We start from the raw sequence: 13,259 nt of genomic DNA, 5'->3' as shown, positions 1-13,259 counted from the left end.
GGGCTCTCGGCGCCCAGGCGATGAAGGAGGCCCGCGCCGGCTCGGGCAGCCGCTTCGATCCGAAGATCGTCGACGCTTTCGCCGCCGTGCTCGAGTCTCAGGGGGGAACGTGGTAATGGATAAGCCGCTGCGTGTCTTGATCGCAAAGCCCGGCCTCGACGGCCACGACCGCGGCGCCAAGGTCATCGTGCGCGCCCTGCGCGACGCCGGCTTCGAGGTCATCTACACCGGCATCCGCCAGACGCCGGAGATGATCGCGGCCGCCGCGATGCAGGAGGACGTGGACGCGGTCGGGCTGTCGCTGCTGTCCGGCGCGCACCTGACCTTGTTCCCGGCGATCTGCAAGGAGCTCAAGAAGAAGGGGCTCAAGGACGTGCTCGTGTTCGGCGGCGGCATCATCCCCGACGAGGACATCCCCGTGCTCAAGAAGGCGGGCGTCGACGGAGTCTTCGGACCCGGGACGCCCCTGCAGACCATCGTCGACTATCTTAAAGAGAAGCTGGCCGTTGTCAGGTAAAATCGCGCCGTTGGAGCTCGTCAAGCGCGTGCGTCGAGGCGACCACGCGGCGGCCTCCCGCGCCTTGACCGTCGTCGTCAACGACGACCCCGGCTCCGAGGCCCTGGCCAAGGAGTTCTTCAAGGCCTCCGGCTCCGCGCAGAAGGTCGGCGTATCGGGGCCTCCCGGCGCCGGCAAGTCCTCGTTGACCGGCCGCCTCATCGCCCACTACCGCGCCCAGAAGCTCAAGGTCGGCGTCCTCATGGTGGACCCGTCCTCCTCCATCTCCGGAGGGGCCTTTCTGGGGGACCGCCTGCGCGTCATGGAGCACGCGACCGACCCGGGCGTGTTCATCCGCTCGCTCGCCTCGCGCGGCATGATCGGCGGCCTGACCTACGCGATCTTCGGCGCGATCCACGTGCTCGAGACCCTCGGCTGCGACAAGATCCTCATCGAGACCGTCGGCACCGGCCAGGACGAGGTCGAGATCGCCTCCGTCGCCGACACCGTCCTCTACGTCACCACGCCGTCGATGGGCGACGAGATCCAGGCGATGAAAGCCGGCGCCATGGAGATCGGGGACATCTTCGTCGTCAACAAGGCCGACCTCGCCGGGAAGGATAAGGCCGTCGCCGACCTCAAGGCCGCGCTCGGGCTCGGCCATTCCGCCGGCCAGGCGATGAAGGCGTGGGAGCCGCCGGTCCTGGCCACCTCGGCCAAGACGGGGGAGGGCATTCCCGAGCTCGCCGCCGCGCTCGACGGCCACTGGACGCACCTGCGCGCGTCCGGCGAGGGGCGCGTCCGCCTGAAGAGCCAGCACGGCACCGAGCTCCAGTTCTGGATCCAGCGCCGCGTCATCAAGAGCGCGCTCGATCGCGTCACCGACAAGATCCTGGAGGACATGGTCAGCCGCAAGACCGATCCCGCCAGCGTCGGGCGCAGGCTGCTGGAGGCCTGATGAAGCTCCACCACATCGGCGTCGCCGTGAAGGACCTCGACGAGGCGATCGCGCGTCACGCGAAGATCGGCCTCAAGCTCATCCACCGCGAGAAGGTTCCGTCTCAGCAGGTCGAAGTCGCCTTTGTGGGCGAACGACCCTGGATCGAGCTCCTCGCAGGCACAGACGACGAATCGCCAGTGTCTAGATATATAGACAAACGCGGCCCGGGTCAACATCACCTCGCCTTCGCCGTTCCGAGCATCGCCGAAGAGTTGAAGAAGCAGGCCGCCGCCGGTGCGAGGCTCATCGACCAGGCCGCCCGCCCCGGGGCCTGGGGACATCAAGTCGCTTTTCTGCATCCGAAGGATCAGGGCGGAGTCCTTATCGAGTTAGTGGAGGAATCCCGATGAAAACTGTTGTCAACAACAGTTTTTTAGGGGGGACTTGTGAATACTGTGGATAACCCCAACAAAGACAAGAAGGAACGCCCTCTCGTTTCACCCAAGACCCAGGCGCTGTTCGACAAGAAGGCCAAGGTCGAGGCCGGCGGCGGCCCCGAGCGCCACGCGGCGCAGAAGGCCCAGGGCAAGCTCGGCGCGCGCGAGCGCATCGAGATGCTCGTCGACGACGACAGCTTCGAGGAGATTGACGCTTTGGTCGAGACCCGCGCGACCGACTTCGGCCTCGACAAGAAGTACATGGCCGCCGACGGCGTGATCACGGGCTTCGCCCGCATCAACGGCCGCCCGGTCTGCCTCTACGCCCAGGACTTCACCGTCGTCGGCGGCTCCCTGGGCCTCGCCCACGCGATGAAGATCTGCAAGGCGATGGACATGGCGATCACGGCCGGCGTGCCCGTCATCGGCCTGTGCGACAGCGGCGGCGCCCGCATCCAGGAGGGCGTCGAGAGCCTGGGCGGCTACGCGGAGATCTTCTACAGGAACGTGGACGCCTCCGGCTATGTTCCCCAGATATCGGCGATCCTCGGGCCCTGCGCCGGCGGCGCCGTGTACTCGCCCGCGCTGACCGACTTCATCTTCATGGTCGAGGGCACGAGCCACATGTTCATCACCGGCCCCGACGTGGTCAAGGCCGCCACCGGCGAGACCTGCGACTTCGAGACGCTCGGCGGCGCCGACACCCATTCGCGCCTGTCGGGCGTGTGCCACTTCACCGCGGGCTCCGAGCACGACTGCTTCCGCCAGATCCGCGAGCTGCTCGACTTCCTGCCGCAGAACTGCCGCGAGAAGCCGAAGGCCGTGATGCCCTCCGACGACCCCAAGCGCGAGAGCGACGTGCTCGAGCGCGTCGGCGAGCTCGAGCCGAAGAAGGCCTACAAGATCCACGACGTCATCTGGGAGATCGCCGACGGGCACCAGTTCTTCGAGGTGCAGCGCGGCTTCGCGCGCAACCTCGTCGTCGGCTTCATCCGCCTCGACGGCGAGTCGGTGGGCGTGATCGCCAACAACCCGCAGGTGCTGTCGGGCGCCCTCGACATCGACGCCTCCGAGAAAGGCGCCCGCTTCATCAACTTCTGCGACTCCTTCAACATCCCGCTCCTGACCTTGGTCGACGTCCCCGGCTACTGGCCGGGTCTCGAGCAGGAGCACGGCGGCATCATCCGCCGCGGCGCCAAGCTCCTCTACGCCTACTGCCGGACGACCGTGCCGAAGGTGACCGTCGTCCTGCGCAAAGCCTACGGCGGGGCCTACGACGTGATGAGCTCCAAGCACATCCGCGGCGACGTGAACTACGCCTGGCCCTGCGCCGAGATCGCCGTCATGGGCCCCCAGGGGGCCGTCAGCATCCTCTATAAGGCGGAGCTCAAGGCCGCCAAGGACCCCGAGAAGCGAAGGGCCGAATTGGTGCAGGAGTACGTCGAGAAGTTCGCCTCGCCGTTCCAGGCCGCCAAGCGCGGCTACGTCGACGAGGTCATCGAGGCCCGCAAGACCCGCCCCAAGGTCATCCGGGCGTTCAAGTTCTTGAAAGGGAAGAAGGTCGCCAGCGTTCCCAAGAAGCACGGCAACATCCCTTTGTAGAGGGTGCCAGGCCTCCCATTATCCCATTACTCGAGTAATGGGATAATGGGAGGCCTGGCACCAAGATATAGGAGGACTCATATGGCTCGAACGAAAGTGACGGTGATCGGGGCTGGAAACGTCGGAGCGACGCTCGTGCAGCGCCTCGCCGAGATGGAAGTATGTAACGAGGTCGTCGTAGTTGATATCCCCGCGACCGAGGGGATGCCCGCCGGCAAGGCGCTCGACCTGCTGGAGTCGGGACCCGTCGTCGGCTACGACACCAAGATCACCGGGACGACCTCCTACGAGCCCACCGCCGGCTCCGACATCGTGGTCATCACCGCCGGCATCCCGCGCAAGCCGGGCATGAGCCGCGACGACCTTCTCAACACCAACGCCAAGATCGTGGCGTCGGTGACCGAGAACGTGGTCAAGTTCTCCCCGAACTGCATCCTGATCATCGTCTCGAACCCGCTCGACGCGATGTGCCAGGTCGCGCTGAAGACCTCGAAGTTCCCGAAGCACCGCGTCATCGGCATGGCCGGCGTCCTCGACAGCGCGCGCATGCGCTGGTTCATCGCCGAGGCGCTCGACGTCTCGATGGAGAGCGTGCACGCGATGGTGCTCGGCGGCCACGGCGACACGATGGTGCCGATGCCGAGGTTCTCGACGGTCAGCGGCATCTCCATCACGGAGCTGCTTCCTAAAGAGAAGATCGAGGCGATCAACCAGCGCACCCGCGACGGCGGCGCCGAGATCGTCAAGCTGCTCAAGACCGGCTCGGCGTATTACGCGCCGTCCGCGTCGGCCGCCGAGATGGTCGAGTCGATCCTCAAGGACAAGCGAAAGGTCCTTCCGTGCGCCGCGCTCCTCGAGGGCGAGTACGGCGTGGACGGCGTGTTCGTGGGAGTGCCCTGCAAGCTCGGCGCCCGCGGCATCGAGTCCATCATCCAGCTGAACCTGACCGTCGAGGAGCGCACGGCGCTGCTCAAGTCGGCCGGCGCGGTGAAGGAGCTCGTCGGGGCGCTCAAGTAAATTGCTGCTAGCGGTCGACGTCGGGAACACCAACCTGACCGTCGGCGTCTTCGCCGGGGATCGGCTCGTCCGCCAATGGCGCCTCGAGACCGATCCCCGGCGATCCGTTTCCTGGTACGCGCGGGCGTTGAAGTGCCCGTTCCGCAAGGTCGACGGCCTGCCCGCGATGGCCGCCGTCGCCTCCGTCGTCCCTCAGCTGGACGACGTGCTGTCCGAGGCGATCCGAGAATCGTTCGGTTTCCGTCCGTCGTTCATCACGCCGTCCTCGCCCCTCGGCCTCAAGCTCAAGGTGAAGGTCCCGTCCCAGGTCGGCGCCGACCGGATCCTGAACGCCCTCGCTTTGCGGGAGCTCTTCAAAGGACCGTCGATCGCCATCGACTTCGGCACCGCCACCACCTTCGACTGCGTGGACGGCAGGGGAGCCTACATCGGGGGCGCCATCCTGCTCGGCCCGAACTCGGCGGCCCGCGCCCTGCACGAGTTCACGGCAAAATTACCCCTGATCAAGGTCCGCAAGCCCGCGACCGTCATCGGCAAGGACACGGAGCATTGCCTCGAGGCGGGCCTCTACTTCGGCTACCTCGGCATGATCCGCGAGGTCCTCGCGCGCACGAAGGCGGAGATGGGGGGGAGGGCGAAGGTCGCCGCCACGGGGGGCCTGGCGCCGCTGTTCCTCAAGGACCTTCCCGGCGTCCGGCACGCGCCCGACCTGACCCTGAATGGCCTGCGCATCGCGCACTCGGCGCTGAAGCCCTAGATCGGATCGCGGAAGTCCGCGCGCAGGAGAGCCTCGAGCGACTCCTTGAGGACGGAGAGGCAGGCCGCGAACGCCGCGTCCGGCCGCCCCATCGGGTCCTCGACGTCCTGCTCGCCGAAGCCCGCCTGCTCGCGGAAGAGGCGCGTCCGGCTCGAGAATTCCGGGAATCGATCCACGATGTGATCGAGGTGCGCCTGCGTCATCGCGAGAATGAGATCGGCGTCGCGCAGGGTCTCGCGCGCGGCCAGGCGCGGCCTATGCTCGAAGGGGGGGACGCCCTCGGCGGCGAGCAATCGCCGCGCCGCCCCCGGGACCTCGTACCAGGACTCGGCCGCGATCCCGCAGGAGGATGTCTCGAGCGTGAGGCCCCGGGTCCGCGCCCAGTGACGCAGCAGGTGCTCGGCCATGGCGCTGCGGCAGATGTTGCCGGTGCAGACGAAGACGATCCGCCGGGGCCGCGCGTTCATGCGCTCTCATTATAGCGTACACCGATCCGTTATGAATTCTTTACCGCTCGTCCATGGCCGCGCGCGGGCGCCTTGGCGTATCATGCCGGCGTATGGCCGTACTCGAAGCCGCGAGCCGTTCCGTCGAAACCGGATCCCCCCTCCGCGAGCGGCGCCGCTACGAGCGGCGCCCCCGCTTCGAAGACGCGGCTCTCATCGTGCGGCGCCGGGGCGCCCTCGCGATCGCGGGACTCCTCGCGCTGCTCATGTGCGTGCTCCGGGCCGGCCAGCTGGAGCAGTTCTGGTACGCGCCCTGGCTGCGCTTCTACAGCCTGCTGACCTGCTCCTACATCGTCAGCCGGATCGTCATCTCGTCCTTCTATCGCGAGCCGGAGGACCGCGGCCACCGCCCTTCGGTCTCCATCATCATCCCCGTCATGAACGAGGCGGACGCGATCGCGTCCACCGTCTCCGCCTGCCTGACCTCCCGCTATCCCGCGGACCGGCTCGAGGTCATCGTGGTCGACGACGCGTCGACCGACGCCACCTGGGAGACCTTGCGGCGCCTGCGCGAGGCTCACCCGCGCCTGAAGCTGATCCGCTTTCCCGAGAACCGCGGCAAGCGCCAGGCCTTGGGCGCCGGAATCGCCGCCGCCGACGGGGACGTCTTCGTGTTCGTGGACTCCGACAGCATCCCCGACCCCGAGGGCGTCTACCGGCTCGTCCAGCCCCTGAAGGATCCCTCGGTGGGCGCGGTCTCGGGGCACGTCGAGGTCGACGTGGACCCGGGGAGCGTGATCTCGATGATGGAATCGGTCCGCTACCACCTCGGGCATTGCTACATCAAGGGCGCCGAGAGCGTCTTCGGCGCCGTAACGTGCTGCCCGGGGCCCTTCTCCGCCTACCGGCGCGAGGCGCTCCTGGACGTCCTCGACGGCTGGCTCAAGCAGACCTTCCTGGGCGTTCCGGCGACCTTCGGCGACGACCGCAGCCTCACGCTCCGCGTATTGAGGGACTATCGCGTGGTGTTCCACGCCGGCGCCCGCTGCCGGACGAAGGTGCCGGACCGGTGGATGCAGTTCTTCCGCCAGCAGCTGCGCTGGAAGAAGTCCTGGATGCGGGAGTTCCCGGCGGGCTTCCGGCTCATGTGGCGGGAGCATCCCGCCGCCGCGGCCGGCTTCTTCGCGGGCGCGGTCATCACCTTCTTCTCGCCGCTCGTCCTGGCCTACGCCCTGTTCTATCTGCCGCTGTTCGCCGGCGTCCTGCCGGGGGCCTACCTCCTCGCCTTCCTCATGACCTACGTGTGCCTGAGCCTGGTGTGCTTCCATCAGACCGGGGCGCCCTACTGGTATTACGGCCCGGTCTCCGGCGCGGTCTACCTGTGCGTCCTCGTCTGGCAGAATTACTACGCGCTGCTGACCATCAACAAGACGGCGTGGGGGACGCGATGAGCGGGGTCAAGCCGTCCTACAGGGCCCACTGGGCGCTCGTGGCCGCGGCGGCGGCGGCCTTCGCGCTGCGCCTCTCGCTCCCGCGGCGCGCCGCGGCGCCGGGGGCTGCCGCGGACGCGTCGGGAGCGGATTGGTATCTCGTGCTTCGTCTTCCCCTGGCCGGGGAGAACGAGGAGCGCGCGCGGCTGGAGCTCGAGAGGCTGGGCGGCTGGGTCGAGGAGCTGAGGCGCGAGGGCTTCACGCCCGTCCTCCTGTCCGAGGCGCGCGCGCGGCTCGCCCGCGGCGAGCGCCTGCCCGGCAAGCCCGTCGTCCTGCTCCTCGAGCCGGGCTATCGCCGCGCCGCCGAGTCCGCGCATCCTTTTCTCGCCGGGCTGGGCGCGCCGTCCGTCTGGCTCGTGGACGGCGAGGCCGTCGAAAGGCGCGACGAGCGCTTCGTCAGCCCCCACGCGCTGTCGCGCCTGCGCCGCGCCGGCCTGACCGACGTCGGCCTCCTCCAGAGTTCGACCTGGACCTTCACCCTCGCGGGCGAGACGCTGTCCTGGGACGCCGACGCGGGACGGCGGGCGTTCAACCGCGGCGGCCGCTCGGCGACGGTCCGCCGCCTTCACGTCCCGCTCGCCTGGACGGGCCGCCAGCTCGCCGCGAGGCTCCAGGCGGAAGTGCCCGTCGGCGCCCCCGGCAGGCTGGGCCTCGTCCGCCTCTACGGCCGGCCCTGGGGGATCGCGGCGCGGTCCGGGGGCCCCGCCTCCTTCGACCTCCACGCGCCCTTGAACGCGCGCTCCGCGTCGGTCTCGTGGCTGGGCAGCGAGGGGAGGGGCGACGTGGAGCTGGAGTTGACGGCCGCGTCGGTAACGGGAGACCTCTGGCTCTATCCCCGCTGGCGGCCCGGCGCGCGGGAGTCGCTGCGGGTGGGCTATACCGCGGAAGGCGTCGTCGCGGAGGAAGGACGGGCCGGGCGGTGGAGGCGGGTCGGCGCCGTGCCCTGGGCGCGGGGCCAGGCGGCGCCGCTGAGCGCGAGGCTGCGCCTGAGGGGCTCGCGCCTGAGCGTGACGGTCGGCTCCGCGCCGGCGCGGGATTTCGAGCTCGGCGCGAGGCCGGGCCCGGGCCGCCTGCTGCTGGAGCTCCACGACAAGATCCGGGGGGGCGCGGGCGCGCGCGCGCTGGAACTGACCTGGAAGCCGTCATGAGCGCCTTCATCGCGTCGATGCTGCTCCTGCTCGCGGCGTCTCCCTGCGCGGGGAGCGGCGGGCCGCCGTCGGCCTCCGCGCTCAGGCGCGAGGGCGCGAGCCTGAGCCGCCAAGCCCGGTATGAGCGGGCGGCGGAGCCTTTGACCCGCGCCGCCGAGCTGCTCGGGAGCGACCCGCTCATGGAGAAGGACGCGATGTGGGCGCTCTGGCGGGCGGGCGACCGGGAGGGCGCGCTGCGCGCGGCGGCCCGCGCGCGGGCGCGCGACCCGAAGGACATGGAAGCCGCGGACATGCTGGCGCTGCTGCAGCACTCGACGGGGCGCGCGCGCGAGGCCCTCGAGTCGTACCTCGCGGCGGACGCGCTCGCGCCCGGCCGGCTCAGCGTTCAGGGGGCCTTGGCCTCCCTCTACGAGAGGAACCGGGACTACGAGCGCGCCCTCGAGCGCAACGGCCGGGCGCTCGCGCTGGCTCCCCGCGACGCGCCCCGCCACGCGCAGCGCGGGCGGCTCCTGGCTTTGCTCGACCGCCGTCCGGAGGCCGAGGCCTCCTGGAGCCGGGCGGCGGAACTCGCTCCCGGCGACGACTCCTATCGGTTCGAGCTGGCTCGGGCCCGGTATTTCGCCGGCCGCCGGGAGGAGGCGGCCCGCGACCTGCGGGACCTGCTGGCGCGCCGGCCGCGGGACGGCCGCGCTCTCGACCTCCTGATCCAGATCGCGGTCGTCAACCGCAGGCTCGACTGGGCGCTGCCGAGCCTGGAGCGGCGCATTTCGGACGAACAGCCCCAGGATGAGCCGCGCCGGCTCGAGCTCGCCGGCCTTTACGGCGCGGCGGGCCGGCCCGATGAGATGATCCGTGTCTTGGACCGCTCCTTGACGCTCGACCCGGACGACGGCGACGCCCTGCGGGCGAAAGCCGAGGCGCTCGTGGCCGCCGGCCGGGCGGAGGAGGCCGCGCCCCTCTTCGCGCGCCTCGTCGAGCGGAACCCGGCCTCCGCTCCCGCGCGGCGGAGCCTCGCGCAAGCCCTGCACGCCGCCGGCCGGAGCGGGAGCGCGCTCGCGGCGTCGCGCGAGGCGCGGGCCCTGGACCCGCGCGACCCCTACCTCCTCATCGAGCACTCGCGCCTGCTCCACGAGAACGGCGAGAGAAAGGCCGCCCGGGCGCTGCTCGAGGGCTGGCTCGCGTCGAACCGCGAGGAGGTCCTGCCTGTCCTCCTCTATCACGGCCTCGCGACGCGCGCCTCCGATCCCATGCTGGCCTCGCCGGTGCACATCGGCGAGGCGGCCTTCCGCGCGCAGATGAAGGCGCTGCGCGGCGCCGGCTTCACGGCCGTGACGAGCGCCGAGGCCGCGGCGTGGTTCCAGCGGCGCGCGGGGCTTCCGCCGCGTCCCGTCCTGATCACGTTCGACGACGCGCGGCTCGACTCGCTGCGCGTCGCCGACCCGGTGCTCCGGGAGCTCGGCCTGAAGGCGACGATGTTCGCGCCCTTGATCAACGTGGAGGCGAACCTGCCCGGCTACGCCGCCTGGGACGACCTCGCGGCCTACGGCGGCAGCGGCCGCTGGGAGCTCGCGGCGCACGGGGACCGGGCGCACGGGACCGTCGAGAAGGACGCGCGGGGGCGCCGGGGCCTCTTCCTCACGAACCGGCGCTGGCTGGCCTCCGAGCGGCGGCTCGAGACGGAGGAGGAATGGGCCCGGCGCGCGCGCGCCGATCACGCGAGCTCGAAGCGCAAGCTGCTCGAGCGCCTCGGCTCCGAGCCCCGGGCTTTCGCCTACCCCGAGGGCGACTACGGCCAGCACGCGCCGAACCTCGCGGACGCGGCGCCCCTGACCCTGAAGCTGTGCCGGGACTCCTACGAGGTCTGCTTCACGCAGGACTCCCGCGGGATCAACGCGCGCTCGGTGGACCCCGCCCGGGCGACTCGGCTCGAGCCGCGGGGGGATTGGACGGGCGAGCGCCTCGTGCGTCATCTGCGCGACCAAAGCCCCGTCGTCCAGGCCCGCCGCGTCCTTCTGCGCCAGCTGTCCTGGGACGGGCAGGAAAGCGCGGCGCGCCGCCTGCTCGAGGAGAATCGCCGCGCCGGCGCCTCCGAGCCGGTCCTCCTGCACGACGAGGCCCGGGTCCTCCTCGCGGTCGGGGACCGCGACGGCGCGCTGCGTCTGGCCCAGCGCGCGCTCGCCCTCGAGGCGAGCGGCGAGAACGAGCGCCTCGTCGCCGAGCTCGAGCGCGCCTCCGCCGTGCGCTGGACCGGGGAGTTCGCCTGGTTCGACGACGACCAGGGCCGCGAAAACCTGGAGGCGAGGCAGAGCCTGGGACCCTGGCCGCGCTTCGGCGTCGAGAACGTCACCCATTTCCATTCCACCCATCGCGAGCCCGGCGTCTCCAGGGTCACGGGCAACGGCGCGGGCGTCGCGCTCGCGCGCGCGTTCGGCGCGCACCGGGCCGGCCTGCGCCTCGAGGGCCGCGCGCTCAACGCCGGCGCCCCGGACGCGCTCACGGCGATCGCGAGCCTGCGCTCGCGCTGGAGCGACTCCCTCGCCACGGCGCTCGAGGGCGGCCGGCAGCCGTACCAAAACGCGCGCTCGCTTCTGGCCGGGGTTCGCGAGAACCTCGTGTCGCTCGCGGTCTCTTGGGAGCGGGAGGACGCTCTCTCCCTCGGCGCGCGCCTGCGGCTGGCCGACCTCACCGACGGCAACCGGCGCGCCACGGGCTCGGCCTCGGCCTCGCATCCGGCGCCCCTCGTCCCCGGCCTGCGCGCGGTCGCTCGGGTCTCGACGGACGCGGTCGAGCGCCTGAGCCCGGACTACTACAGCCCGATGGGCCTGCGCACGATCTCGGCCGGCCTGAGCTGGTCCGGCCGGGCGCTTCCCTGGCTCACGGCGCGGGCGAGCTGCCTTCCGGGCTACGCGCGCGAGGCCGGCGCCGCCGGGAGCTTCGTCCACGAGCTCGACGCGTCCCTGGACGCCCGCTGGGGGCGGTGGGGGCTGCTGCCCTGGGTGTCCCATGCCCGGACCCCGACCTACCGCTCGACGACCTTCGGCGCGGCGCTCGAGCATCGCTTCTAGGTCCGGATGACCTGTTGAGGAGCGCCCATCCGATATCGCATAATGAGCGCATGAAGCGCCTCATTCTCGCCGCCGCCGCCCTGCTCTCGCTCGCCCCGTCCGCTTTCGCGGGCGCGGACCAATACGGCGGGTTCGCGCGCTACGCCGACGAGGGCTCTTTGAAGCCCTTCGCCCGCGACCTCGGCGGCGTGCTCGGCGCGGCGACCTTCCAGAGCGGCCGCTCGCTCGGCCTCACCGGCTTCGACGTCGGCGTGCGCTTCGGCGGCCAGGCCTATCCGTCCAAGGGCAACGCCATCCTGCGCAACAACGGCGTGCGCGTGTTCGGCCTGCCCTGGGTGCAGGCCGAGGTCGGCATGCCCTTCAAGATCTCCGGCTTCATCCGCGGCGTCTCCTACCAGGGCCTGACCATCGCGGGGGGAGGCTTGCGCTACGGGATCTACGCGGAATCCGACAAGCCCTGGGCCCCGCAGGTGCTCGTCTCCGGCGTCGCGCACTCCGTCGTGCACGCGGACTTCTCCGCCTCTCACGCCGGCGCCAACCTCGTCTGCTCCGCGGGCACGCCGAAGTGGGCCCCGTACGCGGGCGTCGGCTTCGACCGCACGCGCCTCGTCGTGCGCCAGTCCACGCTCGACCCCCTGCTCAACGGGCGCGTCGTCAACACCTTCGAGAGCCGCTTCACCCTCGGCGTGCGCCTGACGCCGTACCAGTTCACCTACCTGAGCCTCGCCGGAACGATGGCCCACGGCCAGGCCGGCGCCGAGGCCGGCCTCGGTGTCCGTTTCTAAGAAAGGCGCCTTCCTCGCCGCCGCCGCGGCCTTCCTCGCTTTCCTCCCGAGCCTCGGGCACGGCTGGACCAACCTCGACGACCCGATGTTCCTGCTCGGCGAGACCGGCTGGCGCGGCCTCGGCCCCGACGCGGTGGCTTGGGCCTTCACCTCGAAGGTCGGCAGCGTGTACCAGCCGCTCGCCTGGCTGACCTACGGCCTCGATCACGCCCTGTGGGGCATGGACCCTTTCGGCTTCCATCTGCAAAGCGTCCTGTGGCACGCGATCTCCGCCGGTCTCATGTTCCTGATCGCGCGCCGTCTGCTCGAGCTCGCGCGCCCGGTCCGTTCCTCCGACCCGGACTGGGGCCTGAACGCCGCGGCATTCCTCTCGGCCATGGTCTTTTCCGTCCATCCCCTCAGGGCGGAATCCGTCAGCTGGGCTTCCGAACGCCGCGACGTCGTCTGCTGCGCCTTCGTCCTCGCGGCCGTCTGGGCTTATCTGCGCCCTCGCAATCGCAAGCTCGTCTTCGCGCTCTTCCTCCTTTCGTTGTTGTCCAAGGGCATGGCCTTGCTCCTGCCCGTCGCGCTCCTCGCCCTCGACGTCTATCCCCTGCGCCGCGTCGGCCCGCGCGGAGAGGGACTGCGAACGGCCCTCAAAGAAAAGCTGCCCCTCTTCGCCCTCGCCTTCGTCTTCGGCCTCGTCGGCCTCGCCGCGCAGGAGCGCATCCGCTGGACCTGGGAGCAGCACGCCCTCCCCGCCCGCCTCGCCCAGGCCTGCTTCGCCTTGCTCTTCTACGTCCGGAAGACGCTCTGGCCCTCCGGCCTCATGCCCTTGTACGAGCTGCGCCCGCCGCTGGACCCCGCCGAGCCGCGCTTCGTCGCCGCCGCCGCGGCCGTCGCGGCCGCCGCCCTGGTCTGCTGGCGCCGGCGCCTCTCCCGCCCGTGGCTGGCGGCGTCGGCCTTCTGGTACGCGGTCCTCCTCTTCCCGGTGAGCGGCCTTTTCCAGTTCGGCCCCCAGCTCGTCGCCGACCGGTATTCGTACATCACGACTTTGCCGTTGGCCGTCCTCGCCGGCGCGGCGCTCCGCGAAGGCC

General features: G+C 70.7%; 12 protein-coding genes. 11 read left to right on the top strand and 1 reads right to left on the bottom strand.

Translation table 11 applies throughout. The annotated features are described in order from the left end of the window. The first annotated feature begins 115 nt into the window (after positions 1–115). The 6 genes from HYV14_12825 to HYV14_12800 all read left to right on the top strand — a co-directional run bounded on the left by HYV14_12825 (position 116) and on the right by HYV14_12800 (position 5,249). Positions 116–517, top strand: coding sequence for a cobalamin B12-binding domain-containing protein (locus tag HYV14_12825; GenBank protein ID MBI2386872.1), 402 nt, complete (start codon positions 116–118; stop codon positions 515–517). 10 nt (positions 518–527) lie between these two features. Then, entirely contained in the window at positions 528–1,454 is a 927-nt protein-coding gene (gene meaB, locus HYV14_12820; protein MBI2386871.1) for a methylmalonyl Co-A mutase-associated GTPase MeaB, read from the top strand. Beyond that, the gene (mce, locus tag HYV14_12815) at positions 1,454–1,846 is read left to right on the top strand and encodes a methylmalonyl-CoA epimerase (protein MBI2386870.1); all 393 of its coding nucleotides are present in this window, start codon (positions 1,454–1,456) and stop codon (positions 1,844–1,846) included. Before meaB ends, mce begins: the two co-directional genes overlap by 1 nt. 105 nt (positions 1,847–1,951) lie before the next feature. After that, entirely contained in the window at positions 1,952–3,475 is a 1,524-nt protein-coding gene (locus tag HYV14_12810; protein ID MBI2386869.1) for an acyl-CoA carboxylase subunit beta, read from the top strand. Positions 3,476–3,556: 81 nt separating this feature from the next. Beyond that, positions 3,557–4,492: a malate dehydrogenase gene (gene mdh, locus HYV14_12805; protein ID MBI2386868.1), complete on the top strand. Its 936-nt coding sequence runs from the start codon at positions 3,557–3,559 to the stop codon at positions 4,490–4,492. Position 4,493: 1 nt separating this feature from the next. After that, positions 4,494–5,249, top strand: a complete 756-nt coding sequence (locus tag HYV14_12800; protein MBI2386867.1) for a type III pantothenate kinase — start codon at positions 4,494–4,496, stop codon at positions 5,247–5,249. Here the strand turns inward: HYV14_12800 and HYV14_12795 are convergent. Beyond that, positions 5,246–5,716 (bottom strand): low molecular weight protein arginine phosphatase, encoded by a 471-nt coding sequence (locus tag HYV14_12795; GenBank protein ID MBI2386866.1) that lies wholly within the window; start codon positions 5,714–5,716, stop codon positions 5,246–5,248. The two genes, HYV14_12800 and HYV14_12795, sit on opposite strands and share 4 nt — an antisense overlap. A gap of 92 nt (positions 5,717–5,808) precedes the next feature. On the opposite strand from HYV14_12795, the gene HYV14_12790 reads away from it, so the two are divergent. The 5 genes from HYV14_12790 to HYV14_12770 all read left to right on the top strand — a co-directional run. After that, positions 5,809–7,146 carry a glycosyltransferase family 2 protein gene (locus HYV14_12790; GenBank protein MBI2386865.1) on the top strand — a complete coding sequence of 446 codons (1,338 nt, stop codon included), beginning with the start codon at positions 5,809–5,811 and terminating at the stop codon, positions 7,144–7,146. Then, positions 7,143–8,333, top strand: a complete 1,191-nt coding sequence (locus HYV14_12785; GenBank protein MBI2386864.1) for a hypothetical protein — start codon at positions 7,143–7,145, stop codon at positions 8,331–8,333. The genes HYV14_12790 and HYV14_12785 overlap by 4 nt, the downstream gene beginning before the upstream one ends. Next, positions 8,330–11,398, top strand: a complete 3,069-nt coding sequence (locus tag HYV14_12780) for a polysaccharide deacetylase family protein (GenBank protein MBI2386863.1) — start codon at positions 8,330–8,332, stop codon at positions 11,396–11,398. The genes HYV14_12785 and HYV14_12780 overlap by 4 nt, the downstream gene beginning before the upstream one ends. A 50-nt stretch (positions 11,399–11,448) precedes the next feature. Beyond that, positions 11,449–12,183: a hypothetical protein gene (locus HYV14_12775; protein ID MBI2386862.1), complete on the top strand. Its 735-nt coding sequence runs from the start codon at positions 11,449–11,451 to the stop codon at positions 12,181–12,183. Continuing rightward, positions 12,170–13,259, top strand: a 1,090-nt coding sequence (locus tag HYV14_12770) for a hypothetical protein (protein MBI2386861.1), incomplete at its 3' end; no start/stop codon positions are given. The genes HYV14_12775 and HYV14_12770, both read left to right, overlap by 14 nt.

This window comes from Elusimicrobiota bacterium (assembly GCA_016182905.1).
Lineage (GTDB): Bacteria > Elusimicrobiota > Elusimicrobia > UBA1565 > UBA9628 > GWA2-66-18.
The sequence above is the reverse complement of the archived record's forward strand: the minus strand, read 5'-3'. Positions and strand labels throughout refer to the sequence as shown.